General features: G+C 48.6%; 25 protein-coding genes. 12 read left to right on the forward strand and 13 right to left on the reverse strand.

Features of this window, described 5'->3' with window-relative positions:
* Nucleotide 1: 1 nt before the first annotated feature.
* Nucleotides 2-817 (forward strand): NAD-dependent epimerase/dehydratase family protein, encoded by an 816-nt coding sequence (locus tag ACLR2L_RS03525; protein ID WP_181405184.1) that lies wholly within the window; start codon nucleotides 2-4, stop codon nucleotides 815-817.
* Nucleotides 818-860: 43 nt separating this feature from the next.
* Here the strand turns inward: ACLR2L_RS03525 and ACLR2L_RS03530 are convergent, their stop codons facing one another.
* The 3 genes from ACLR2L_RS03530 to ACLR2L_RS03540 form a co-directional block, all read right to left on the reverse strand.
* The gene (locus ACLR2L_RS03530) at nucleotides 861-2288 is read right to left on the reverse strand and encodes a sodium-dependent transporter (RefSeq protein ID WP_413365748.1); all 1428 of its coding nucleotides are present in this window, start codon (nucleotides 2286-2288) and stop codon (nucleotides 861-863) included.
* A 174-nt stretch (nucleotides 2289-2462) separates the two neighbouring features.
* Entirely contained in the window at nucleotides 2463-3179 is a 717-nt protein-coding gene (locus ACLR2L_RS03535) for an SDR family NAD(P)-dependent oxidoreductase (RefSeq protein ID WP_413365750.1), read from the reverse strand.
* A complete protein-coding gene (locus ACLR2L_RS03540; RefSeq protein ID WP_413365752.1) occupies nucleotides 3176-3583 on the reverse strand; it encodes a thiol-disulfide oxidoreductase DCC family protein in 408 nt (135 codons plus the stop codon). Before ACLR2L_RS03540 ends, ACLR2L_RS03535 begins: the two co-directional genes overlap by 4 nt.
* 123 nt (nucleotides 3584-3706) lie before the next feature.
* Here ACLR2L_RS03540 and msrA point away from each other — a divergent pair, with 123 nt between their 5' ends.
* Nucleotides 3707-4243 carry a peptide-methionine (S)-S-oxide reductase MsrA gene (gene msrA, locus ACLR2L_RS03545; protein ID WP_413365754.1) on the forward strand — a complete coding sequence of 179 codons (537 nt, stop codon included), beginning with the start codon at nucleotides 3707-3709 and terminating at the stop codon, nucleotides 4241-4243.
* Nucleotides 4244-4282: 39 nt separating this feature from the next.
* Here msrA and ACLR2L_RS03550 read toward each other — a convergent pair whose 3' ends face one another.
* Nucleotides 4283-4681, reverse strand: coding sequence for an energy transducer TonB (locus ACLR2L_RS03550; protein ID WP_413365757.1), 399 nt, complete (start codon nucleotides 4679-4681; stop codon nucleotides 4283-4285).
* A gap of 28 nt (nucleotides 4682-4709) precedes the next feature.
* Nucleotides 4710-5159, reverse strand: a complete 450-nt coding sequence (locus tag ACLR2L_RS03555; RefSeq protein WP_413365759.1) for an Lrp/AsnC family transcriptional regulator — start codon at nucleotides 5157-5159, stop codon at nucleotides 4710-4712.
* Nucleotides 5160-5356: 197 nt separating this feature from the next.
* On the opposite strand from ACLR2L_RS03555, the gene ACLR2L_RS03560 reads away from it, so the two are divergent.
* Complete coding sequence (locus ACLR2L_RS03560; protein WP_413365761.1) at nucleotides 5357-6193, forward strand: PhzF family phenazine biosynthesis protein; 837 nt, start codon at nucleotides 5357-5359, stop codon at nucleotides 6191-6193.
* A gap of 75 nt (nucleotides 6194-6268) precedes the next feature.
* Here ACLR2L_RS03560 and ACLR2L_RS03565 read toward each other — a convergent pair whose 3' ends face one another.
* Nucleotides 6269-7402: a hypothetical protein gene (locus ACLR2L_RS03565; RefSeq protein WP_413365763.1), complete on the reverse strand. Its 1134-nt coding sequence runs from the start codon at nucleotides 7400-7402 to the stop codon at nucleotides 6269-6271.
* A 262-nt stretch (nucleotides 7403-7664) separates the two neighbouring features.
* Here ACLR2L_RS03565 and ACLR2L_RS03570 point away from each other — a divergent pair, with 262 nt between their 5' ends.
* From ACLR2L_RS03570 to ACLR2L_RS03585, 4 genes are all read left to right on the forward strand, one after another.
* The gene (locus tag ACLR2L_RS03570) at nucleotides 7665-9476 is read left to right on the forward strand and encodes an alkaline phosphatase family protein (RefSeq protein WP_413365765.1); all 1812 of its coding nucleotides are present in this window, start codon (nucleotides 7665-7667) and stop codon (nucleotides 9474-9476) included.
* Between the two features lie 21 nt (nucleotides 9477-9497).
* Entirely contained in the window at nucleotides 9498-10040 is a 543-nt protein-coding gene (gene fldB / locus ACLR2L_RS03575; protein WP_140959468.1) for a flavodoxin FldB, read from the forward strand.
* Nucleotides 10030-10824 carry a CLCA_X family protein gene (locus ACLR2L_RS03580; protein WP_413365768.1) on the forward strand — a complete coding sequence of 265 codons (795 nt, stop codon included), beginning with the start codon at nucleotides 10030-10032 and terminating at the stop codon, nucleotides 10822-10824. Before fldB ends, ACLR2L_RS03580 begins: the two co-directional genes overlap by 11 nt.
* 135 nt (nucleotides 10825-10959) lie before the next feature.
* Nucleotides 10960-11361: an ExbD/TolR family protein gene (locus ACLR2L_RS03585; RefSeq protein WP_140959471.1), complete on the forward strand. Its 402-nt coding sequence runs from the start codon at nucleotides 10960-10962 to the stop codon at nucleotides 11359-11361.
* Nucleotides 11362-11411: 50 nt separating this feature from the next.
* On the opposite strand, the gene ACLR2L_RS03590 is transcribed toward ACLR2L_RS03585, so the two are convergent.
* Nucleotides 11412-12083 (reverse strand): tRNA1(Val) (adenine(37)-N6)-methyltransferase, encoded by a 672-nt coding sequence (locus tag ACLR2L_RS03590; protein WP_413365770.1) that lies wholly within the window; start codon nucleotides 12081-12083, stop codon nucleotides 11412-11414.
* 80 nt (nucleotides 12084-12163) lie between these two features.
* On the reverse strand, nucleotides 12164-12790 hold the full coding sequence (locus ACLR2L_RS03595; RefSeq protein WP_413365786.1) for an NAD(P)H-binding protein: 627 nt from the start codon (nucleotides 12788-12790) through the stop codon (nucleotides 12164-12166).
* A 99-nt stretch (nucleotides 12791-12889) separates the two neighbouring features.
* On the opposite strand from ACLR2L_RS03595, the gene ACLR2L_RS03600 reads away from it, so the two are divergent.
* Together ACLR2L_RS03600 and ACLR2L_RS03605 are read left to right on the forward strand one after the other, a co-directional pair.
* Entirely contained in the window at nucleotides 12890-15094 is a 2205-nt protein-coding gene (locus tag ACLR2L_RS03600) for a DPP IV N-terminal domain-containing protein (protein WP_413365772.1), read from the forward strand.
* 220 nt (nucleotides 15095-15314) lie between these two features.
* Nucleotides 15315-17159 (forward strand): S8 family serine peptidase, encoded by a 1845-nt coding sequence (locus tag ACLR2L_RS03605; RefSeq protein WP_413365774.1) that lies wholly within the window; start codon nucleotides 15315-15317, stop codon nucleotides 17157-17159.
* A gap of 76 nt (nucleotides 17160-17235) precedes the next feature.
* Here ACLR2L_RS03605 and ACLR2L_RS03610 read toward each other — a convergent pair whose 3' ends face one another.
* Nucleotides 17236-17610, reverse strand: a complete 375-nt coding sequence (locus ACLR2L_RS03610) for a PH domain-containing protein (RefSeq protein WP_140959479.1) — start codon at nucleotides 17608-17610, stop codon at nucleotides 17236-17238.
* Between the two features lie 42 nt (nucleotides 17611-17652).
* A complete protein-coding gene (locus tag ACLR2L_RS03615) occupies nucleotides 17653-20535 on the reverse strand; it encodes an EAL domain-containing protein (RefSeq protein ID WP_413365776.1) in 2883 nt (960 codons plus the stop codon).
* Between the two features lie 209 nt (nucleotides 20536-20744).
* On the opposite strand from ACLR2L_RS03615, the gene ACLR2L_RS03620 reads away from it, so the two are divergent.
* The 3 genes from ACLR2L_RS03620 to ACLR2L_RS03630 are packed head-to-tail and all read left to right on the forward strand — an operon-like array spanning nucleotide 20745 to nucleotide 23747.
* Entirely contained in the window at nucleotides 20745-21740 is a 996-nt protein-coding gene (locus ACLR2L_RS03620) for a serine/threonine dehydratase (protein ID WP_140959634.1), read from the forward strand.
* A 10-nt stretch (nucleotides 21741-21750) separates the two neighbouring features.
* A complete protein-coding gene (locus tag ACLR2L_RS03625) occupies nucleotides 21751-23406 on the forward strand; it encodes an amidohydrolase (RefSeq protein ID WP_413365778.1) in 1656 nt (551 codons plus the stop codon).
* A gap of 56 nt (nucleotides 23407-23462) precedes the next feature.
* Nucleotides 23463-23747, forward strand: coding sequence for a pyrimidine/purine nucleoside phosphorylase (locus ACLR2L_RS03630; protein ID WP_140959484.1), 285 nt, complete (start codon nucleotides 23463-23465; stop codon nucleotides 23745-23747).
* 95 nt (nucleotides 23748-23842) lie between these two features.
* Here the strand turns inward: ACLR2L_RS03630 and ACLR2L_RS03635 are convergent, their stop codons facing one another.
* From ACLR2L_RS03635 to dinB, 3 genes are all read right to left on the reverse strand, one after another.
* A complete protein-coding gene (locus ACLR2L_RS03635) occupies nucleotides 23843-24697 on the reverse strand; it encodes an MBL fold metallo-hydrolase (RefSeq protein WP_413365780.1) in 855 nt (284 codons plus the stop codon).
* Between the two features lie 114 nt (nucleotides 24698-24811).
* Nucleotides 24812-25054, reverse strand: coding sequence for a DUF1653 domain-containing protein (locus tag ACLR2L_RS03640; RefSeq protein ID WP_413365782.1), 243 nt, complete (start codon nucleotides 25052-25054; stop codon nucleotides 24812-24814).
* Nucleotides 25055-25308: 254 nt separating this feature from the next.
* Nucleotides 25309-26045 (reverse strand): DNA polymerase IV (gene dinB / locus ACLR2L_RS03645; protein WP_413365784.1); only part of this gene is annotated, 737 nt, incomplete at its 5' end.

The following is a 26045-nucleotide window of genomic DNA, read 5'->3' on the forward strand; positions in this document are numbered from 1 at the left end:
CATGCAAAACAAGCTCCTGCTGTGCGGATGTGGTTGGTTAGGTGGCTACGCCGCAAAGCACTTTTCATCGCGCTATGTCATTACCGGTACTACTCGCAATCCAAGCAAAGCACAGCAACTCACTGAAGCAGGTATTAGCCCTTTAAAATACGAATTAGGGCAATCCGCTGACGCACTGGCAGACGCAGCCAATAACAGTATTGTGATCCTCAATATTCCGCCCGGCAGACGCAATCCTGACCTCTCTGACTTTACCCGCTCGATGTGTGAATTAATCACCGCGCTGTTTACCAAAGCCAAGCCTGCTTTAGTTATATTCATTAGCACCACATCGGTATACGGCGACAGCGAAGGCGTGATCACTGAAAGCTCAGCCGTTGCACCTTCAACGGCATCAGGGATTGCCCATGTTGAGATTGAACAGCATCTTGTGAGCACCGCCCCGCAACATAGCTATGTACTGAGGCTAGCCGGATTGGTTGGCCCCGACAGGCACCCGGTTAACACCCTTGCAGGGCGCACATTAACGGGCGCCAATCAGTTAGTTAACCTGGTGCATATAGATGACGTGTTACAGGCCATAGAGGCGCTTATACAGTTAAGGCCAACCAACCCAATATGGCACCTGTGTAGCAATGATCACCCCAAACGCGGAATATACTACCCTAAAATGGCATTGCGCCGCGGGCTCAACAATATTGAGTTTAGTGATAATCCGGATGAAACAAACCCGGGAGAAGGAAAACGAATTGATGCTAGCGCAACACTTAGCACACTGCAATTAGCGCTAAGCTACCCTAGCCCGTGGGACATGTAATCGCGGGCGAGGTAAACCTGCCCGCAACCCTAAGTAAGTAAGATTAACCGAACAGGCTGATACCGAAGTACTTAACCGCTACCGTATTAACAAATATTAATGCCAGAATTAACGGAATAAACGTACCTACCGAAATATCCACATAGCGTTCAAACCAGCTGCCTTTGTAATCCGGCGAACCCGTTTCCAATGCTTTATGCAGGTTGTGACGCTTCCAGCGATAGCTAACGAATAAACAAATCAGCAGGCCGTTCAGCGGCAGAATGGTGTCGTAGAACACATCATAAATAATATCGAAAAACGACTTAGGCGCACCGGCATAACTGGTAAATTCCGTAAAGAAATGCACAAAGCCAAACGACAACGCACACAGTACAGAAAACACCACTAACAGTAATCCCAGCACCACCAGCGCACGCGGACGGCTATAGTCTTTTTCGTCCATCAACGCCGCTACCGGTACTTCAAAAATAGACACCAGTGATGTAATGGCTGCAAAAAATACCAGCAGGAAGAAGATGCTGGCTATCGCTGATGCGCCCACGTAACCGATGCTTGCTTGCAACGCCAAAAAGATCTTCGGAAGGAACGAGAAAATCATACCAATAGACGATTCGCTCAATTCGGCAGGGTTAGTTTGCGGGTTAAAAGAAAAGATGGCAGGCAGCATCATCAAACCAGCAACAAACGCCACGGCCGTGTCGGTTAATGCCACCAGCTTGGCCGATTGTGGAATGTCAGACTGATCGTCGATATAGCTACCGTACGTGATCATGATCCCCATACCCAGACTCAACGAGAAAAACGCCTGCGACAAGGCGCCGTTGATCACCGAAGCATTAATTTTGCTGAAATCAGGGACCAGATAAAAGCTTACGCCTGCCATCGCATTGTCCTGGGTAAGCACAAAGATAACCAATAACAACAGCATCACAAACAACGCGGGCATAAGCAGTTTTGCTGCTTTTTCGATCCCCTGTTTTACCCCGCCCTGGAGGATCAGGTAAACAATGGCCAGCACCGCCGCCATGTAGATAAAAATACCAGGAGAATTAATGAAGGTGCCAAAGGTATCCGGATTAGCGAGAACGTCTAAATTACCGGTTAATGCCTCAAATAAGTAGCCGAAAATCCATACGGTGATCACCAGGTAGAATACGGCAATCATAAATGGCGTAATAATCGATAACCAACCTGCTACTTTCCACTTGGGGGAATTATCGGTCAGCTTTGCATAAGCGCCCAGCGGGTCTTTTTTTGCATAACGCCCTACCGACATTTCAGCCATCATCACCGGCAAACAAATTGCCGCAACAAAAATAGCGTACATCAGTAAGAACGCACCGCCACCGTTCTTTGCCGCCCCAACCGGAAACCCAACCAGGTTACCAATACCCACTGCAGACCCGGCTGCAGCCAAAATAAATCCGATGCGCGATCCGAACTGTTCTCTGGCCCCGCTCCCGCTCATACCCATTTCCTCATAGTAATTTTTATTTTTTTAACTTCGGGAAACCGTTTCTGGCAGCTTTATTATTGTCGTTAGCTTACCTGGTCCCTGGATCCGAATACGCCATGGTATCAATACCGTTGCCAAAAGTCTTGGGTTTAGGCGCGCCAGACTCACCGCCTGGCGCGAAATTGTTTACCAGCTAATGGATTTGCCCGCCCAGTCAATAAAATAAGGGCTTTCAGTAGGGTTTGAGTGCTCAATTATTTGCAGTAATTGGCTTGCAGTGTAAGCCGGAGTGAACAGCTTTTCAGGTTTAACATTGCGCTGGAAAGGCTTGGAAAGGGCGGAGTCGACTGTACCAGGGTGATAGCAAATCAAAGAGGTGTGCTTTGCCCGACGCGCGTATTCAACTGCAGCCGTTTTTACAAACATATTCAGCGCAGCCTTGGATGCGCGATAACCGTACCAGCCACCAAGCTGATTATCGCTGATACTGCCCACTCTGGCACTGAGCACAGTGAGTGTAGAAGGCCCTTGTACCAGATGATTTACCAGCAACTTTACCCATAGTGCAGGTACCAGGGTATTCACAGTAAAATAGTGCTGCATGGCGCTGGCTGACACGTCTTCCAGTCGCTTTTCAGGCGCAACATTACTGTCGTGTAACACGCCGGTAGTGCACACCACATGCGTGAAAGCAGTCCCTTCCGCCTTACAGGCAGACAGCCAGTCGTGAACGGCCTGCTCGTTACCGGTATCTAACTGAACCGGCACCACTTGCTTTGGTTTAGCACCAGTGTAAGCCCTGCGCGACACAGCATATACCACAGCGCTGCTGTAGCGTTGGCAAAATGCTTCAGTTACCGCCCTACCAATCGCGCCACCTGCGCCTACCACTAATACATTCATGGTTTCTTTAACTCACATTGCTGACAACGTTTTTGACCCGTAAGCCAATAGGAAATCTTGTAACGATGGCGCGCAAAGCGCACATAACACCAATCCGCAATCGGCTTGAAAAATGGCCAGCGCAGCGGCGCATAAAGCCAGCCTTTGCCCACCAGTTTCCACGCCAAATAGGTAACATCAAGACCATCGATAAGGCTGCCATCGCTACGCATTGCGTGAATACGGTTATTCAGCGCCTGCCAGTCGAGCATGGGAAAGCGCTGAGTAAAGTCGGCAGCCATAATGTCTTCAAACCCCAGTTTGCCCTCTGTGTTCAAGCGCATAAGATGACGCATCTCAAACAAGCAAAGCGGGCAATTCCCATCGTAAAAAACGATCAATTCAGGTGAAGGCGTCGTATTCATATCAGAACCTTCTATGCGAGTTGGTATTACTTTACTGATACGATGAAAATAGTGGGTTGGATGACTTGAAGAAACGACTTTTCGCCACCACACTGCATGCATTAGCAATTTTGGAGCAAATCTATGTCTAACACGGCGTCAGCTACCCTTGCCGGAGGGTGTTTTTGGTGTATTGAGTCTGCGTTTAATCAGGTACAGGGCATTAAGCTGGCTACCTCAGGTTACGCCAATGGCCACCTTGATTCCCCTACCTACGAACAAGTCTGCAAGGGCGATACCGGGCACGCTGAAGTGGTGCGCCTTGAGTATTTTCCGGATCAGATAAGCTACCGTGAAATTCTGGAAATCTTTTTTGCTCTGCACGACCCAACGCAATTAAACCGCCAGGGCAACGATATTGGCACGCAGTATCGCAGCGGGATCTTCTATCACGACGATGAACAGAAAGCTGAAGCCGAGAAAATCATAGCGGAAATCACCGTAGAAAACATATGGCCCAACCCGGTAGTGACCGAAGTAACACCACTGAACAATTATTTTGCGGCAGAGGACTATCACCAGTCCTATTTTAAAAACAACCCGCAAAACCAGTACTGCGCCATGGTAGTGGCCCCCAAACTGGCAAAGTTTAAAAAGACGTTTGCTCAGCGTCTGCGTTAATGGTTATTTGCCCCCGCCAAACCGGGGGCACATGCCCGGCTATTCGAACTGATAATCCAACCTGACTGCATGACAAGTACTTTGACCCGGCGAGTATTGCCAGGTAGATAAGGCTTGAACAGACGCAACGACAAAAATATCCGATGGTGATACTTCTATCACGTTGATGTTTACCGGTTTACCTTCGGCTGACAGATCAAATTCAAGCACCGCATAGCCTTCAATACCATCACGCGCAGCCTTGGCGGGATAACGCGGAGCCCCGGTTGAAATAAGTCGCATTTCTACAGAACTGGTAAGATTTTCTTCTTTAGACCGTTCAGGTATACCGCAGCGGGACGGGTATTTAATGACATTGTTTGCTTCTTTCGTCTGAGCGCAGGTATAACCTGCCGCAAGCACTGCGAAAAACAACAAAGTCCGGAGTATTAATTTCATCGGCGTTCCTTATCCTGTTGGTGTTGATTTAGTCTGGGATCAGCGGGGGGAACCGCGGCTCTATAACATGGGATTTAATAATTGACGTATGGGTCTCAGCACAATCGTGCAGCGGTAAAAGCACGTCATCCAACTCTGCGACATCGGTGAGTGCCAGTTTTGCCACAAAGCAATCATCACCGGTTACCCGCTCACAGCTCATAAATCGCGGCTGTTGTGCTATCAGCTTTTCTACTTTGTGCAATTCGCCGCTACGGGGTTTGATTCGCACCAGCGCCCGTAAGGTATAACCGAGCGCACGTAAATTTATCCGCAGACCAAAACCATCAATTACGCCGTTGTCTTTTAGTCGTCGTACCCGCTCTCCTACCGCCGGCCCCGATATGCCCACCAACTTGCCTATCTCAGCAAAACTCTGGCGAGCGTCCTTATTCAGGTATTCTAAAATTGCGCGATCCAGATGATCGATGGTCTTCATGTCCTCGTGCTCCTGACTTAGTTAAGCATCAAAAGTAAAAGTACTAATTTACTGCTATATCAAAAGCAATATAGTGGATTGGCCCGTAAAATCACAGTGAATCCAGCGCATTCACCTTGCTACACTATGTAACGAATATTCACTCAATCCTTTGCATAACGTCATGACTGTTCCCTTACTTTACGGAGACACTAATAATGAATTTACAACGTATTGCCGCTTTTAGTCGCGGCGATCTGGGCGGCAACCCGGCGGGCGTTGCGTTACTGAGTGCGCCACTGAGTGATCAGGACATGGCGCGTATTGCTGCTGACGTAGGCTATTCAGAAACCGCGTTTGCTTATCCGCTCTCGGAAGACCGCAAGCAATGGCGGGTACGTTATTTTTCACCTGAATCTGAAGTGCCGTTTTGCGGCCATGCCACTATTGCACTCGGTGCCGTGCTGGGTGAAACCTATGGCTTACACACCTACGCGCTTAATATCAATCAGGCTGCTATTGAAGTCACAGCGGTACAAGCAGAACAAGGGATTGCAGCCGTGCTTACCTCTCCGAACACACAAAGCAGAGAACTGTCTGAGAAGGAATTAAATGAAACACTATCGCTGTTTAATCTGCACGCCAGCGATTTGGATGCCCATTTGCCACCAGCGAAAATACATGGTGGTGCCGATCACATAGTGCTACCACTGAAACAGCGCGAGACGCTGGCGGCCATGCGTTACGATTTGAACGCGGGGCGCGAAATGATGGCCCGACACGGACTGGTAACTATCATGCTGGTTTATATAGAAGATGCGCAGACGTTTCACTCCCGAAATGCGTTTTCGTCGGGTGGTGTACTGGAAGACCCGGCTACGGGCGCTGCATCGGCGGCTTTTGCAGGCTATCTTCGCGATCGGCAATGGCCGCACGGAGGAAGCATAACGCTGTATCAGGGCGAAGACATGGGTGCGCCATCGGTAATCAAGGTGTCGCTCACTGATGAACCCGGCGCACCTGTGTTGGTTTCGGGTTCAACCCGCAAACTATAACAAACAGCTGGCACGGAGTGAGCGTTACAGAAACAGCTTTCGGGGCGGAATGCTACCGCCCCATGCCAATCTGTTCTACCCTTTAAACCAATCGCTGTCTAAAGGCATGCTAAACAACAAAGGTGCCATACCTTCATAGCGGGCACGGTTAGCTTCGCATTGCAAATTCTTCATGTAATTCACTTTCCATGGGTCGTTTATCAACCACAAGGTATCACCTATCACGGCTAAGCCTTCAATAGATGCATTGTCCATGATTTCCTGCTCTGCGCAGTTCACCGGATCACCCGATGGCGCGCTAAATTGCAGGCTGATCTTTTTTGTCGGCAGTGCTTTGGTGGTATCAATCACCCATAGCTCATTGTCGTTTCTGGCCGCAGCCAGCAAAAATCCCTGTCCGTTGGCAGTTGAGTAATACTCAAGGCCATTTATGGGGTGCCTGCCACTGGTAAAGCTGGGCACGGCCAGGTTTGGATCGTCTACTTTAGCAAAGTCAGTTTCTTCCCAAAATGCGTCGTCCAGTTTGACGGAGAAAATACGTGGGTTACCGGCGATATCCCGTTCAAGTCCCAGGTACAGGATGCCATCCGGACTCAAAGCCATGCCTTCAATCCCATCGTTAGGGAAATCACCCACCGCGAACTCGTGAGGAAATTGCAAGGGGCGCACATGTGTCATGCTGTAGCGGCCATCACCCTCTGATTCAATCCGCACCAACAAAGTAGGGTAATCCGTTGAACCGGTGCTTTCGTAACGCTGCTGACAACTGTCTGACAACGCCCCAGAGCGGGTTGCATCTTCCGTTACAGTGTAAAACACTCCCGGTTGTGCCGGATCCGCTACCAGCGCTTCCAAATCCGGTTCATCCGACAAATATTGTGCGAAGCAACTGCGGCGAACGCGCCCCGCCATCGACATAGCGTCAGCTTTTGCCGACAAGGTTGCTGTTACAGGATTGATTTCGTGAATTTGCAGCCGCTGTGTTTGCAACGCACTGCCATCAGAAATACTGTATAGCATGCCATTGCGATGCGTTAAGCCGGATGTTTGCGGATCCAGCATCACACTGCCATCGGCCTCAAGAATCCACTTTCCGGCCAGCACGGGCTCAGTCTTTTTCACCTCTGCTACCGGCTCCTGAGCAGGGCTTTCTCCGCAGGCCACCAGCACACTCAGTGCTACACCTGCAAATAACCATGTTGATTTCATCTTTTCTTTCCCAATCATAGGGTTGATAATGGCAGTATCCTCGCCGATGAAAAGCGGTGGGTCAAGGTTGTTAAACGGTGTGTGTGGCAAGTCAAACGCACGTGACCCCGTCAGCCTGAGTCCGTATACTGTGTAGTACCCACTGTTTTATCATGTTCTCTGTTATTCAACCCAAGGAGTGTTGGTTATTTCTGCTTCCTGCCCTTTAGTCATAGCCGGGCCTATTCTCAGACACACTACCAGGCAGGCATTTACACTCTGGATGGTAACGTCGGAATCTGTAGCACCAGAAATATCCGTCCTAGCCGGTCACGTTGAATGTCGGGGCAACACCACACAGGAACAGCTGCAGGTTGGTAAACACGCATTTGTTAACCTTCTTACCTTTACTCCAGAACAACCATTTGATGCTGAAGCGCTGATTGCTTACGAATTACAATTTAAGCACTCAGTTCAGCAAAGTAACTGGCAACACACGCTGTCTACCCTGTTGTATCCCAATCAGCAAACCCTGAATTTCCGGATACCCGGCACACTTTCAAATGTGTTACACGGCTCCTGCCGGAAACCTCACCATCCGGCTCAGGATAGTTTATTGCGGGCAGATGCACTGGTTGCACAAGAGTTTACCAAGGGTCCACAACGACCCGACCTGCTGATCATGACCGGCGACCAGATTTATGCCGATGATGTTGCTGGCCCCATGTTACAAGCCATTCTGCAAACCATTGATCATTATGGATTGTTCCATGAATCATTGGATCAGGCCGTAGTTGGCAGTACCCAGGATCTGATTGGTCATCCTTATTGCTATTACCACCGGCAGCAGATATTACCGCAAGTGAAAACGAACACTGCGCTATCGAAACTGTTTTTTGGTGCAAAGAAAAAGCCGGTATTTACATCGGTAAACGCACAAAACCACCTGATTGGACTGGCCGAAGTGCTCGCCATGTACTTGCTGGTATGGTCCGACACCCCCTGGGCGAACGTTGTATTCAACGCCAATGAAGTACCCGAGCAATTTCGCAGCAAATTCTTGCAAGAACTCGACACAATTGCCGCATTTGCGGCCGATTTAGTAAAAGTACGTCGTTTGTTGGCGCATATTCCTTGTTACATGATTTTTGACGACCACGATGTCACTGATGACTGGAACCTGACCCGAGGCTGGGAGCAGGAAGTATATGGTCATCCGCTATCGCGCAGAATGGTGGGAAATGCGCTGGCGGGTTACTGGTTGTGTCAGGGATGGGGCAATGCGCCAGACAGGTTCGCACCGCTGGTTAAACAGGCCGTTGAGAATTTCACGCCTGCAGGTTTACAACGCCACGAAGACTTTATTGACGCCTTGTTTAGCTGGGAAGACTGGCATTACGGGCTGGACACCCAACCACCGGTGCAAGTATTAGACACCCGCACCCGCCGCTGGCGCAGCGAATCCAGCCTGAACAAACCTTCAGGACTCATGGACTGGGAAGCCTTGTGTGAGTTTCAACAGCAAACCTTTGGTAAAGAGGCCGTTATAGTAGTCTCGGCTGCACCGATATATGGTGTTAAGTTTATCGAAGTTATTCAGAAACTGTTTACCCTGGCCGGCAAAGCGTTAACCGTAGATGCGGAAAACTGGATGGCGCATAAAGGCACAGCCAGCGTTATTCTGAATATCTTCCGACACTACAAAACTCCGCCGCATTTTATTATTCTGTCGGGCGATGTGCACTACTCGTTTGTATATGATGTGCGACTGCGTTTTCGCCGAAATAGCCCCAAAATTACACAATTTACCTGTAGCGGTATTAAAAATACTTTCCCCAATACACTGATCCGCTGTTTGGACACACTTAATCAGTGGTTTTACAGCGCCCGTTCACCGCTGAATATCTTCACCCGACGCCGCAATATGTCGGTTCACGACCGACACCCGGATTGCGCGCCGAATCAGGCGCTATTGAATCGTGCTGCCATAGGACAATTATTGATCGATCCGAATTGCGAAGAAGTACGTTGTTTAGCATTGTGTAGTGACGGAGAAACGGTAGAATTCCCGCCTGAATCGAATGTAGATAACTAACCAGCGAGGCAACGCATCCCAATGAGTGATCCTGCACTGAAAATTGGCCTGTTTTACGGTTCCACCACCTGCTATACCGAAATGGCCGCAGAAAAAATTCAGGCACAGTTAAACAGCATGTTCGACGATCAGGTAGTCGACGTATTTAACATTAAGGATGTGTCACTCAGCCAAACCGCGCATTACGACATTTTGATCCTTGGGATCTCAACCTGGGACTTTGGTGAATTACAGGAAGACTGGGAATCAAGCTGGGATGACGTGCATCAGTTACCTCTGGGCGGAAAAATTGTTGCGCTATTCGGCTTAGGCGACCAGTATGGCTATGCCGACTGGTTTCAGGATGCGCTGGGCATGTTGCACGATGCCATTGCCCCTTCGGGCTGCCGGTTTATTGGTTACACCGCAAACGAAGGCTATGAATTTGCCAAGTCAAAAGCCCTGATCCAGGACGACACCCAATTTGTCGGTTTGTCGCTGGACGACGAAAACCAGTTTCAACAAACCGACGAGCGCATCGCCCGTTGGTGTGAACAACTCGTAACCGAACTCAGTGAGCTCTAGCACCCCGCCCGGACGTTTACACCAGTTATACTACCGCAATGGCCAGAGTCATCGGGACGGCGCGGATGTCAGTTTTCACGATATCCGCCGGCTGTTTGGCTTTCAATCTATTACCATTGGCCGATGGGTCACCGCACAGGAACAGCAGATCGCTGCCAATTTGTTTTTTGATGCGCTTTACGATCTGATCGATATTTTACAGATCAATGAACAGGTAGTGTCGCTGAATGGATCGCTGTCGCTGGCATTTGGCACCGGCGGTCAAAAAAACGCCAACGCGCATTATCAGCCGGCCAAACGTCAGCTGGCACTGGCGAAAAACGCGGGTGGCGGCGCACTTGCCCATGAATGGTTCCACGCATTCGACCATTATATCAGCCAAAAATTTCTGGTAAGACCTCATCCCACTGCATTTGCCTCGCAGGGCTGGCTGGATGACGCGGATCTGGTGGATCACCCGCTAAATCACAAGCTTGCAGACTGTTTTCAGATCCTGTTTCTATGTGCCGATGGTCACTCGCCAAATGAGTATATCTTACGCTCAGTGGAAGCAGATAAGGCTTTGAAATGTTTCTATTTTGCGACTCCTCAGGAGTTAGCAGCCCGCGCATTTGAAGCCTGCATCCAGGATCAAAACATTAAAAACGCCTTCCTCGTACAGGGCACAAAAATGTCGGCAGAGGCTAGACTTGGCATTTATCCTCATGGTACCTTGAGATCACAGCTAAACGATGCCTTCAGGGTTTATTTTTACCAACTTGGTATGGCGCTGTCTGCTAAATAGTGTCGCTTTCTAACGAAAGTTATCGACAAATGCATTAAATTCATCGCACCTTGGTAATTTCTTTGTACAAATCACTACAGTTTTTTGTTACAAACAGTATACTAGGCGCACAAGTGTTAGAGATTAGAAAACCAAATGAAAAGAAAAAAGCATACATCCGGTGATGATGAAGCACAGGTCGACATGACACCCATGTTGGACATCGTGTTCATCATGTTGATTTTCTTCATCGTAACTACCTCTTTCGTTAAAGAAAAAGGGTTAGACGTAAACCGTCCGGAAAACAAGCCACCATCAGATAACCCTACCCGCTCGCTGTCTATCCGCATCGATGAAATGGGTAAAATTATGATGAATGGTCGTGAAGTTGATATCCGTCGTGTTGTTGCAAACATCCAGACTTACCTGGCTGAATCACCAACTGACTCTGCCGCTATTCAGGCTCACAAAGACACCGAGCACGGTGTAGTTGTTGAAGTTATGAACCAGGCAAAAGAAGCAGGTATCAACAAGGTATCTATTCTGGTTAAGTCGTAACAATCAGTTATGATAAAAAAAGCGCGTATATCGCGCTTTTTTTGTGCCTGTTAAAAATTCACATAAAAGTCCTGACACAAGATCTTATATTCATCGGTGTATGTGTTGTCTTCGTTCCTTATCGTTAGCGAGTGTATCTGTGTAACGGAAGCCATGGCAGACAACCGATAGACACTGACCTTTGGCACACTGTCTGCTTTATTGTGAACATCCCAGCGCTTATCAACGAAGAACCCGGCATCACTTGCGGCATTAATCACATCGTTATGCCGTTGATGAGGATAGACGCAATAAACACATCCCTCGCTAGCCAGTAACCTGGCGCAGTGCCTGAAGAAATCGTCAATACGCAATCCATTTTCGAGACGTGCGAGTTTTCTCTGCTCGCCCATGGTTTCATACGCGCGGGTTCTGTCATCATGCCCGGCAAAATAGGGCGGGTTTGAAATGATCAGATCATAACGCGCGTCAGGCTCGAAGCGGGCAATATCCTCTTGCTTAACACATAAACGCCCAGCCCACGGACTTTGAGCAAAGTTAGTCTCCGCTTGTAATCCTGCACGTTCATCAAGTTCGACCGCATCCACTGTACAGTTGGCGTTGGACTTTTGCGCCATCATCAGGGCCAGTAAGCCGCTGCCTGTACCAATATCCAGAATACGCCTGGCGTGAACCGGCTCGGCAAGACTACCTAATATCAGGCTATCAGTACCGACTTTCATAGCGCACTGTTCATGCGCAACGAAAAATTGCTTACATTGAAACCCTGCCGGTTTGGTCACCGAAACATCCACCTCTTATATTATGAAAACGGCTGCAGACTTATCATTTCCCGCGCCACCTGCTCTGGATACACGGCCCGGTACTTTTTCAGCGGGCCAACCATTATTGGCTTAAGTAACGTCAGAGTATTTGCCGTCATGCGTTCCAACATGCGCTCGTCGCCTTCTCGCTCACCAATCAACACGCCGGGTCTCACTGCTGCGGCATGCTCTAACTGGGGCATGCGCAAAATCGCGTTTTCCAATTCGCCTTTAACCCGCAAATAGAAGTGCTTACTTTTGGCATTGGCGCCCACCGCAGAGATCCACACGAACCCTTTGGCACGCTGGGCCCTAGCCAATTGCGCAGCTACGTGTACATATTCAAAATCGACCTTTCTGAACGCCTGTTTACTGCCCGCACGCTTCAGCGTGGTGCCCAAGCAGCAATACACGTGGTCAACGGTAAAATAGCCCTGGTAGGCTTCCGGATCGTCAAAGTTTATCACTACAGGTTGCAATTTGCGGTGAGGGTCCCGGTAGTGCTGCGTGGCCAATGGCCGCCTGAGCAAACAGGTTACCGACCCATAGCGCGGGTCATCCAGCAACAACTGAAGCAGTTGTCTTCCTACCAACCCACTGGCGCCTAAGACCAGTGCGCTTTTTATCGAACTCAAAGTGTGTCATCCTTCCGCGTTGAATGTACCTATAATTAGAAAGCATCCCCCTGTTAGGGATCATTTTAAACGACAGATAGTAGCCTATTCATGAAAAAAGCTTTAGTACTTGGAGCCCTTATGCTCAATCATACGGTGATGGCTGACACGTTAACCATTGAACGTATTTATGAATCCCCGTCGCTGGACGGCAGCTCACCGCGGAGTTTGCAGGTGGCACCCGACGGCAAACGCGTTACGTACCTGCAAGGAAAGCAATCCGACTACGAGCGTCTGGATTTGTGGGAATATAACATTGCTTCCGGTGAGTCACGCCTTTTGTTTGATTCGGATGATTTGTCTTCGGGCGAAGAAACACTGTCCGACGAAGAAAAAGCCCGCCGCGAACGAATGCGCTTATCTGGATCAGGGATTGTGAGTTACCAATGGTCGGCAGATGGTACTGCCTTGTTGTTCCCGCTGGGTGGCGACGTTTACTTCCACAAACTGGGTGAACAGGGTGCCAGGCAATTACTCGACACCGAGGCGTTCGAAACCGATATCATGCTCTCTCCTAAAGGGAACTATATTTCGTTTATTCGCGATCAGAATCTGTTTGTTAAGCATATTGCCAGTGGCAAGGAAACAGCCATAACCACAGAAGGCGGCGGTAACCTGAAATATGGCATGGCTGAATTTGTGGCGCAGGAAGAAATGGGCCGTATGACCGGCTACTGGTGGTCTCCAGATGAGCAGTACATCGCCTTCACCGAAGTTGATGAAACACCAGTAGACACCATTACCCGCTCGGAAATTTACGCAGACGACATTAAAATGATTGAGCAAAAGTACCCATCAGCCGGTACGCCCAATGTTAACATTCGTCTGGCAATTCAACACATCGGCTCGCAAAAGCGAAGCTGGGTTGACTTAGGAAAAGACAAAGATATCTATCTGGCGCGTGGCAAGTGGATGCCAGACAGTGAACACTTTACCTATCAGTGGCAAAACCGCACCCAACAATTGCTGGAATTGCGTAGTGTTAGCGTAAAAGACAATTCGCAACAAGTTTTGCTAACTGAGTCGTCTGATACCTGGGTAAATCTGCACAATGACTTTACCTTTATCAATAACGGCACCCAGTTTATCTGGGCATCCGAGCGCGATGGCTTTAAACACCTGTATTTGTTTAACAGCAACGGTAAGCTGGTGCGTCAGTTAACCAAGGGTAAATGGGTAGTTGATCAGCTTGAGGCAGTCGATGAAAAATCGGGTAAGGTATTCTTTACCGGCCGCAAAGACACGCCACTTGAGAGCCATTTATACAGCGTAAACCTACAGGGTGAAGACGTTCAGAAACTCACGGCGCGGGAAGGCTTCCACCACATTACATTTAGTGGCGATGCTTCCATTTACATTGATATGTCTTCTACTGCTAACACTCCTTTTCAGGTGAGTTTGCACAACGCATCGGGCGATCAAATTACCTGGCTGGAAGAAAACAAGCTGGATGCAAACCACCCGCTTACCCCGTATGTAAAAGACTGGGTTAAACCGGAGTTTGGTACCATTACCAACGATGAAGGCATTGAGCTTTACTATCGCTTATACAAGCCAGCCAAACTGGAAGGGAAGCACCCGGTAATTGTGTACCTGTATGGCGGACCACACGCACAGGTGGTGAACAACCAGTGGGGCGGTAACCGTGGATTGCTGATGCAACATTGGGTAAGTAAAGGTTATGTGGTATTCAGTATTGATAACCGCGGTTCAAACTACCGGGGCAAAGCCTTCGAGGAACCAATTTACAAAGCCATGGGCAGCGTAGAGGTAGAGGATCAGGTATCCGGCGTGAAGTTTTTGCATACCCTGCCCTACGTAGACAAAGACCGTATTGGTGTTTATGGCCACAGTTACGGTGGCTATATGACGCTGATGAGTATGTTCAAAGCCGGCGACTACTTTAAAGCCGGAGTATCAGGCGCACCGGTTACAACCTGGCGCTTGTACGATACACACTACACTGAGCGTTATATGGGTAATCCCAACACCGACAGTGAAGCATATGATGCCTCATCGGTATTCCCTTATGCGCAGGATCTGAAAGGCCCGCTGCTGATTTATCACGGCATGGCCGACGATAACGTGTTGTTTACCCACAGCACCAAGCTGTATAAACACTTGCAGGATATGGCCAAGCCCTTCGAGGTGATGGATTATCCGGGTAAAAAACACAGCATTCGGGGCAAGCAGACCGGCATTCACTTATACCACACCATTACTAACTTTTTTGATCGACACTTTGGTGTGCAATAACATCCAATAAATACCTTGCGCGACAGAGACTTCCTGTCGCGCACTCATTTCAGCCTGAACTTAACGAATACGATCCCATACCTATTATTGACTTCTTCTTATTGCCAAGCTGATTTTTATTGCATAGTTTCAATATTGGGTTTACCCCAATTATGCATAATCCAATAAGACCGAATTTAATTCGGCAATTAATCTAAAAACACAAGTGAAGAAGTATAAAATGATAAAAACGACCCTAAGACCTACCATGGCAGCGGTACTGCTGGCCGTGAGCGCATCTGCTACGGCAGCAAACGACAGATACATTATTCAGGTAGATAACCCGTCGAAAGGCGTAGTAAAAGCCCTGACGAAGCAGCTCGGCGGACAAGTTCATGTTGACGCCGACGGTTTTATCGCCGCCACCTTCTCTGGCAAATCATTGTCGGAAGTAAAAGGCTTACTGAACAACCCTCACGTTAAACTGGTTGAAGAAGATGCGTTGCGTTCTGCTATGGCGCTGTTTAATGATGACGCCGGCAGCCCGATGCAAAGCCAAATTACACCCTATGCCGTATACCAGGCGCAGGCCGACCAGGTTGCGTTTAACGCGAACGCTGATATGAAAGTGTGTGTTATCGACTCAGGTTTAGACAGCACAAACCCAGATTTTGTGTGGGCAAATATTACTGGCGACAACGACCCAGGCACAGGCAACTGGTTTAACGCAGGTGGCGAACACGGCACCCACGTAGCTGGTACTATTGGTGCGGCAGACAACAGCTTCGGTGTAGTGGGTATGGCACCGGGCGTAGACATGCACATTATTAAAGTATTCAACGCTGCAGGTTGGGGATATTCTTCCGATTTAGCTCAGGCGGCGCAGTTGTGCGGCCAGGCTGGCGCTAACATTATTAATATGAGCTTAGGCGGTGGAGCGGCTAACAGTACCGAGGAAAACGCCTTTAAAAACTTTACCGCCGCTGGTGGTTTAGTGATTGCAGCTGCGGGTAACGATGGCAATTCCTCTCGCATGTATCCTGCAGGCTATTCATCGGTAATGATGGTCGGTGCCAACGATGCAAACAACGCTATTGCCGATTTTTCTCAATTTCCAAGTTGTACCACTGGCCGCGGCAAGCGTGTAATCACTGATGACACTATCTGTGTTGAAGTCACCGCAGGCGGCGTAGATACCCTTTCAACGGTACCAGCAGGCACGGCGGTGATGTCAGGACTGAGCATGGATGGCAGTGGCTTTGCCTCCAGTGCCATGGAAAACACCGGCAATGCCAACGGCCAAACGTTCTACATGGGCACAGCACAAAGCACAGATGCGGGTGCGTCTGGCAAAATATGTGTTATCGACCGTGGCGTCATTTCTTTCCACGATAAAGTAGCCAATTGCGAAGCTTCTGGTGGCGTTGGCGCAGTGATCATTAACAATGAAGCTGGCATGCTTTACGGAACACTGGGTGATACAAACTCAACATCTATTCCTGCGGTAGGTGCTGCCCTGGAAGACCGTGCAGCCATTCTGGCTGCGGGCACGGCGGATATTTCTGTTGGCGCCAGTGATTACGGCTACCTGAGTGGTACTTCAATGGCAACGCCAGCGGTTTCAGGGGTTGCTGCACTGGTATGGTCAAATCATGCATCCTGTACAGGAACTGAAATTCGCGACGCGTTAAAAGCCACAGCGATGGACGCGGGTGCAGCGGGTAAAGATGTGTATTTCGGCTACGGTATTGTTCAGGCTGCGGCAGCTGATGCTTACCTGACAGCCAACGGCTGTGCCGGTGGAAACGGCGGTGGCGGTGATAATGGTGGTGGTGGCGACACGGGCACCGGCCTTACCTTAACCGCAAACGGCTACAAGGTAAAAGGTACGCAACAAGTTGACCTTAGCTGGGCAAACAGCAGTGCAGCTATGGATATCTTCCGCAACGGCAATACAATTGCAACTGTTAGCGGCACCACCAGCTATACCGACACAATAAATGTAAAAGGCGGCGGCGTGTATGATTACCAGGTGTGTGAGTCTGGTACATCAACCTGTTCTGCTGTGGTAACCGTGGTGTTCTAAAGTAGCACTGCTTTACACAACAAAGCCCACCAAACTGGTGGGCTTTTTCGTATCAAGCGCGAATTGGTATTCGCTATTAACCAAACATGGCATTCGCCAGTGACTTCTGCACCCCAATGGCGGTGTCTTTTTTCAGTTCGAATTTCATGGCTTCGGCCTGTCCTGATATAAAAATACGCAGTTCTGCGTCCATATCAAAATGCCCGGCAGTTTCTACTTTAAACTGCGTAATGGCCTTGTAAGGCACCGAGTGATATTCCACTTTCCGGCCTGTTACACCTTGCTTGTCGATAAACATAAAACGATGGTTGGTAAAGACAATCAGGTCTCTAACCAGTTTGTAAGCACTTATCACGTTTTCAGTATTACCCAGTATAGGTTGTAATTCTTCCTGTACTTCTGTTACATCCACTTCACTGGCATTGCCCAGTAATGCATCTAGTAATCCCATGGAACCTCCTGTTTGCCCGACATCACATACAGAGTTGGGCTGTTAACTAACCAACTGCAACAGGTTGCAGTGATTGACTAATGGTTCAGGATACCCCAAAGCGAAACCTTGTCCATAGTCTATTCCCAGTTCAATCAACGCTTCACGCGTGGCGTCGTCAACGACAAATTCCGCGATAGTTTGCTTGCCCATACTCTGGGCAATGTTATTGATGGCTTTTACCGTTTCATAATCGATCTTGTCGCGCACCATGTTACGCACAAAAGAACCGTCAATTTTTACGTAATCCACATCCAGGTTCTTCAAATACGTAAACGTCGACATACCAGCGCCAAAGTCATCTAACGCAAATCGGCATCCCAGTGCCCGCAGTTCATCAATAAACCATTTCGCAGAAGAAAGATTAGTCACCGCCGAGGTTTCGGTGATTTCAAAACACAATTTTTCTGCTGGTATATTACAACATTGGATCTGATGCACTATTTGCTTCAGCAGCTTTTCATCACTCAGCGTAATGCCCGACAGGTTAATGGCGATTTTGTCGAGCTGACGGCAGAAAGCAGGTTGTTGCTGCAAGAACCTCAGGGTGTTGTCGACTACCCACCAGTCAATTTTATTCATTACGCCGTGTTGTTCCGCCAAAGGAATAAACACGCCGGGACTAATATACTGTCCATCCTCACCAATTAACCGTAAAAGCACCTCTCCGTGAGTTCGCTGGTTGGCGCTTTTTAAATCAATAATAGGCTGAAAGAATAACTCAAATCCATTGTTGTCGAGGGCCATTTGGAAGTGTTGCAATACTTTGCTTTCAACCATATCCAATGCTTGTTGTTCTTCGGTTGGTGTATACACAAAATAGCGGTTTCGGCCCATAGACTTGGCTTTGTAACAGGCGTTGTCGGCGGCCTTAATTAAATCTGCCGCACTGTAACCTGGTTGGTGTATGTCGATAACACCGATACTGGCTCCCACGAAGAACACTTTATCCTCTACCGTAAACCGATAAGCGCCAATGTGCTGTAACAGTCTGTCCAGTTTATCCAGCACCTGCTCGAGTGTGAGGTTTCTGAAAATCATGCAAAACTCATCACCACCAATACGTGCCAGTAAGTCTTTTTCATTTACAAACTCACCAAACACATTTGAGACTTCTTTTAATAAACGGTCGCCTGCCGGATGGCCGCAGCTGTCATTCACCAACTTAAACCTGTCCATGTCGATAAAACACATCACTGCACTGGCTTCGCCGGCATTTACCTTGCTAATAAGTCCGGTGAGGTAGTGATCAAACGCGTACCGGTTCATCAAACCGGTTAGCTGGTCGTGACTGGCCTGGTATCTTACTTCTTCCTGCAACGCAAACTCTTCAGTCACGTCACGAGCAATACCTTCAATGGCAATTAATTTGCCCTGTTCATCAAATACGCCCGCATCAGCGAATTCAATCACTTTTGTATCACCACTCTCTGCACGTAATTTCAAACGATAGGGCTGCGGATTCTCACCAGATTGAATGGAATACACTATGTTTCGATGGTCAGCATGCGACTCCACCATAAAGCGCCGTTGCGCAAGGCAAAACTGCTCTGCGTTGATCCCCAAAATAGATTGCACTCCATGACTCACATACACAAATGATTGGTCGAGTGTTTTGGTATACACAAAATGACGGTACAGCCCATCGATTAAGCGGCGGTATTTTTCCTCACTCCGAAGTAATGCCCGTTGTGCATTAAAACGCTCGGTGACATCCCTGAGTGTGATCGCGATATCTTTACCTGCCCGAACAATTTGTACCTTTAACCACTGCGGCTTTATCAGGCGGCTCTTAATTTCAATATAGTCGTCAAAGGGCTCGCCTGTTAGCACGACCTCATCGATGCGCGGCACTATATGATGCTGCTTAAACGTTTTTAACTGAACCGATAATGGTTTGTCTTTTATTAAACAGACATCGCCCTGAAACAACTGAATGGCAATTTTATTCGCCTCAACCAAAAAGTAATCGTCCGCCACTTTTTTGTAGATTAACAAAGCATCCAGTGCTGCTTCACTTGCCGTTTTATAACGCAACTGGCTCTGATCCAAATTCATGGCACTTTTCAGTAACTTATACAACACAATGGTAGCCAGCAGTGACATAACCAGGCCTACCAGTGAAACTAACAACGCACCACTGAAGGCAGGTTCAGGTAACGCTAGCTGCAAGCGCCACACCCGGCCAAGCACGTTAAACAAATCACTTTTGACGGGAAACGATTCCACATTGGCAGGCGCATTTGAGCCTACTGTCAGAGGATTCAGAGTGGAATCAGTGATCAGAAAATGATAATGCTGTTCAACCAATTGACCATTGGACATGGCCAACCAGGCTTGCAAATCAAAGGTGGCCAGCACGTATCCCAAATGCGGTTCCTGAGGGCTGATTAAGCGTCCGTATAACAGAAAATGCTGCCCGCCCATCCCGCTGACTAACTGGCTGAAATACTGCTCACCATTGGTAAATTCCAGGAAGTCGGGTAATTCAAGAGACTTACCCACAATGTTATCATGCCAATAAGGGGCAGACGGGTACTGCGGCCTGACCAGCCACTGAACCAGTCCATTGCTATCTATCAGCATCAAGCTGCTGTAGCCACGCTGTATACTGAGCAGAGTGATTGCCTGAACATTGAACCAATCCAGATAATTCGGTTCTTGCGTTGGCCAGTTTTGCATGAGTGACTCAAGTGCCTGATGACGCTCTGCCGCCATGGTTTGCAAATTTACCACAACCTGCGCAGACAGGTTTTCTGCTTTACTGCGCTCAACAGTAAACTCGCGATCCTGTAAATAAATCCCAACGCTGACAAAGAATGCAGCCAGTAAACAAAACAGAATGATCGGCGTAAAGTAAATGCGTTTTTGAGCTTTTTGCGACATAAGTAAATACCACCTGGATTTCGCGCAGTCGCCGACAATACCGCATGATTATTAAAATTACGTGACGCAAATACGGTGAATTTACAACCGCTGCTGATCGTTTTCTGAGTAACACTCGCCTTTGTGCTGCAGCAGTGACACAATGGCTGTTGTACTATGTTGTTCAATCTGCTGTTAGCGATTCTTCGAAAGGAAACTCTGTGACGCAAGTGTATACCGGCACAACTTATCAGGACGTTCACGATGCGTCCCTTCGCCTCGTAGGCAAAGTACAACGCACGCCCATTCTGGAGTCGTCATTGTTAAACCGCTGGTTGGGGCACAGAGTGTTGTTTAAGGCGGAATGCCTGCAGCCCACTGGCGCATTTAAGTTGCGTGGCGCCACGAACTTTATTACGGCGCTGCAGGAATCAGGTACGATCCCCAAACATATTGTAGCTAACAGTTCAGGAAACCATGCTCAGGCGGTTGCCTATGCGGCCTCGAAAGCCAGTATTCCGGTAACCATTTACGCAACCAACACCATCTCGCCGGTGAAAGCCGCAGCAACCCGTGCCTACGGCGCCGAATTAAAACTCTACCCTACCCGTGTAGAAGCAGACCAGGCAGTGGCCGATGCAGCCGAAGCCGAGGGCACCGTTTGGATACCGCCATTTAACCACCCGTTAGTGATTGCAGGACAGGGAACTGCCGCAATGGAAGCGCTGCAGGATCACCCGGACATAAATGCCATATTTGCACCTTGTGGTGGCGGTGGTTTGCTCAGCGGTACATTACTGGCCTCTCGTGCGCTTGCGCCGGATGCACTGGTTATTGGTGCAGAACCTCAGGTGGCCAACGACGCTTCGCGCTCCTTGCAATCAGGACGTATTGAGTCGCTTTCCGGTCCGGTGAGTACATTGGCCGATGGGGCAGCAACGCCATCAGTGGGTGAATACACTTTTCCGTTATTGCAGGAACTGGATGATTTTTACGAAGTCAATGAACAGCAAATTGCTTACTGGACTCAGTGGCTGCAACATCTGCTGAAGATTCATGTAGAACCCACCAGTGCCATGAGCATGGCGGCAGTAGCGGCCTGGGCAGTGAATACGCAGCCAGGACAAACCGCTTTGGTGTTACTCACCGGTGGCAATATAAGCCAGTCTGCCATGGCCAAAATCTGGCAAACCGATTATTTACTCCAACCCCCAACTATTGCATGAGAACCTAACAATGCGCAGATACGTGTCGCTTACCCTGCTGCTTGTATGCAGCTTACTCATGAGTGTGGCCTCAGCCAGTACGCTCATAGAAAACGTCCGCGGTTATACGCTCAACGAGAAGGGCGAACTGGTACAGTTCAAGCGGATACTCCTTAATCGCGGCAAAGTGATCAGTCTTGATCCCACGTCTGTGCCAAACAAAGCGGAAGTTATCGACGGCAGAAATGCCGTGATGTTGCCAGGGTTAATAGATGCTCACGGCCATTTACTGGGGCTGGGAGGCAATTTGCTGGAAGTGGATTTGCGCGATAGCAAAACCATGAGTCAGGCCGCAAAATGGGTAGCAGACTACGCGCTGGCGCACATGGACCAGGATTGGATAAAAGGCAGGGGCTGGAACCAGGAACTGTGGAGTGACCGCTCGTTTCCAACAGCGAAAGCACTGGATAAAGTCATTGCTCAAAAGCCTGTATGGTTAAGCCGGGTAGACGGTCACGCGGCTTGGGTAAATACCAAAGCGCTGCAACTCGCCGGTATCACACGCGACACTCAGGACCCGGTTGGTGGGCAGATCCTGCGCGATTCACAAGGCAATCCTACCGGTGTACTGATTGATAATGCCATGGACTTAGTGGCCGCTGTTATGCCTACCGAGAGTACAAGGCAATATCAGGCACAATTGAATGCGGCCGGTGAGCATTTGTTGTCCGTGGGGATCACCGCAATGCACGATGCCGGTGTGAGCCATCATGTTTACGATTTTTACCTGGCACGCGCAGCGGCGCAAACGCTACCTGTGCGTATTTATGCGATGTTAAGTGCCACCGATCCACAGCTCGATGAAATGTTAGATACCGGCATTATTCGCAGTGCCGATGATTTTCTGTCGATTCGCTCTGTAAAAGCCTATGGTGACGGCGCGTTAGGCAGTCGCGGCGCTGCATTATTAAAGCCTTACAGTGATTCCCCCCATCAGCATGGCTTATTGCTTACTCAACCCGACGATTTCCCTAAAATATTTCAAAAGGTGCTGGGAGCAGGTTTTCAGCTGAACTTCCACGCAATAGGCGACAAAGCCAATCGTATGGTACTGGATGAGTTTGAGAAAACCTTTGCAAGTGTTGGCGGCCAATCACTCAGAAACCGCATCGAACACGCACAGGTAATCAATGTGAACGACCTGCCCCGGTTTGCAAAATTAAACGTGTTACCATCAATGCAGCCCACCCACGCAACCTCTGATATGAATATGGCAGAGGCACGTATTGGGAAAGCGCGTATGGCAGGTGCCTATGCGTGGAAAACGTTGATAGACAGTGGCATACCCATGCCTCTGGGTTCAGACTTCCCGGTTGAGCTGGCGAATCCGTTTTATGGGCTGCACGCTGCTGTAACGCGACAAGACCGCAACAACCAGCCACTCAAAGGCTGGTATCCGGAACAAGCGTTAACCGTAAAGCAGGCTTTTAAAGGCTTTACCCTGGATGCGGCCTACGCTGCGCATATGGAAGATGCCCTTGGCACACTAACACCAGGCAAGTGGGCGGATTTCATTTTAGTTGATCAGGATATTTTTACGGTGACGCCTCAGGACATATGGAAAACCAAGGTGATGCAAACCTGGCTGGCCGGTGAAAAAGTATTCGATGCAAATAGCCAAAATTAACTGGAGTCACGGCACAGGCTCATGCACAATGCGCTTTTTTCATTGAGAGCACAACCATGACTTTAAGTGTAAACAGCTATTTTAACGATGCCGTAAAATCCATTGCTTTCGAATCGGCTAACGGCCCATGCACCGCTGGTGTAATGTTGCCTGGTGATTATGTGTTTGGCACCAGTCAGGACGAACTGATGAAGGTAACCGAGGGTGCATTAACCGTAAAATTGCCTGGCGAAAGCGACTGGCAAACGTTTGAAGCTGGTACCGAATTTCGCGTTGCAGCTAATCAGTCATTTGATGTGAAAGTGGCAACGACTACAGCCTACTTATGCTTCTACAGCTAGCTGAATCCCAGATTTCAATCGCAGCTTAATATGAAAACACCACGCAATTGCGTGGTGTTTCTTTAATTTCACTTTGTTTTATGCAAACAGTGATATCAATACAAGGTGCGGATCCACTTTTCTTCTGTGATAAAATTCCAGTTCCACGACTGCCACTCGTCTGGTAATCCGGCTTCAACCACCTCGTCTACCGACATCCCTTTTGCTTTTTGTGCATTCACGAAAGCCAGGGTAGCCTTCATCATGGCTAAGAAAGCCTGATAATCCTGCTTGGTAGCGAGTGGGCCATGACCGGGTATAATTTTTGTGTCTTCATCAATGCGATCAAGCAGCACCTCGACTGAACGAATATACCCGGCAACTGTGCCACCTGCTCCCAAGTCGATATAGGGGAATAACCCGTTAAAAAACAAATCACCGGTGTGTAATACATTGGGCTGTTCAAACCACACTACACTGTCGCCATCGGTATGGCTGGCTGGCAGGTGAAACACATGCAGAGTTTCACCGTTAAAATGAATTTTCACGCCCTGTTCGTAAGTAACAACCGGCAATGCCGATGTAGCCACGGAACTATCGCTTGCCAGTCTTACACGCACGTTGTCGTGAGCGAAAATTGTTGCGCCTTTATTATCATGGAAAAACGCATTACTTCCTGTGTGATCGCCGTGAAAATGCGTATTGATAACATAACTGGGTGTATTGTTACCAAGCTCACCCAGCGCTGCAGAAATCTTAGGTGCAAGTGGGGCAAATTGATCGTCAATTATCAACACCCCATCTTCACCGGCAGACACGCCAATATTGCCACCAGCACCCGTTAGCATGTGAACCGAACCCGCCAAATGCGCTGATTGTATTTCAACTGAGGCAAAGCGGTCATCTGCGTATAACTGTGTGGCCGCAAACGCCGCCGTTAGCGCAAAACAGCATTTAACCAATTGTTTCATTAACCATTCCTTACCTGGACCTAATAGGTATTATATGCAACTGACTGCCAATTGGTTCACTGAAAAACGCAATTTATTGGCGCTCATAACGACACGATTTACAGCACAGCCAAACTATACCGCTATGCTGCTTTCTTCATAATGTGCGGCCTGGCCGATGTACCTGAAACGCTCAACTGAACGCCCATTCACACTCACCTGCTCAGTAAACATATCTAACGGGCGAACCCATAGTGCGCCCTCACCGTACATGGGACGATACACCACTACCTGACTTTCGTCTTCAGAGTGTCTGGCAACACCAATTACTTCGTAATTGTTCCCTTTATAATGCTGGTAAACGCCGGGTTTAATCATTTTTTGTCTCCTTTATTGGGTGGCAAAAGCGTTAAGTCCTGTTTGTCGATGTTGTCGGGAATGACGGGGTTATGGGTATGGCTATCTGGTTCGGTTAGTTTCCTCGTTAATTCACTTATGACGCATCTATTCATTCGCGTAATTTACACGTAGCATTACGTTATATCGCCTTGCGCATAGTCATGCAACATAAGCCAACTTTATGGCATTTGTATGTATGAAAATGCAAGTTTAGTAGAAGATTATACTTTCTGCTAATTCTGTTCCAGCGGCAACGTTAATTGCTGCACATCTTTGGGCTCATCCAGCCCGACATGCAAACCCACCAAGCGAATTCCCCGCTCTTGAGCACGTGAATACGCTTCTTTTAACAGCGAGTGAAAGCGGCCTTTTTCCACCTCGGTATAGCGATGCTCAACGGTGGTGAGCTGGAAATCCTGGAATTTCAGTTTTACGCCCAGCGATTTTATTCGTATGGGTTTACTGGCATGGTATTTCTTTTGATGCAACGCCAGTCGGTTGCACAATGTATCGTACAAATATTCCACTACTTCCCTGCATTCAGCTTCGGTATGAATATCAGCACTCAGTGTGCGCTCTACCCCCACTGATTTACGTACCCGATCCGTTTGGACGTCTCGCTCGTCAATACCATGTGCACGTTGCCATAAAATATGCCCAAACTTACCAAACCGCTTCTGGATCTGTTCATAAGGGTATTGTCTGACATCATCACAGGTGTACAACCCCAACTGATGTAATTTTTGTAAGGTAACCTCTCCAACACCCGGTATTTTTTTTAACGGTAACCTTCGCACAAAGCTATCGAGTTGTTCGGGTGCCACAACGCAAAGTCCATTGGGCTTATTTTCGTCGCTGGCCACTTTAGCCACAAACTTACAGGGGGCCACCCCCGCCGAGGCAGTGAGATTTAATTCCTGTTGAATGCGATAACGTATCGCCTCTGCAATGCGCGTTGCACTGCCCTGAT

The sequence above is a fragment of the Alteromonas sp. AMM-1 genome, from assembly GCF_047290655.1.
GTDB lineage: Bacteria > Pseudomonadota > Gammaproteobacteria > Enterobacterales > Alteromonadaceae > Alteromonas > Alteromonas mangrovi.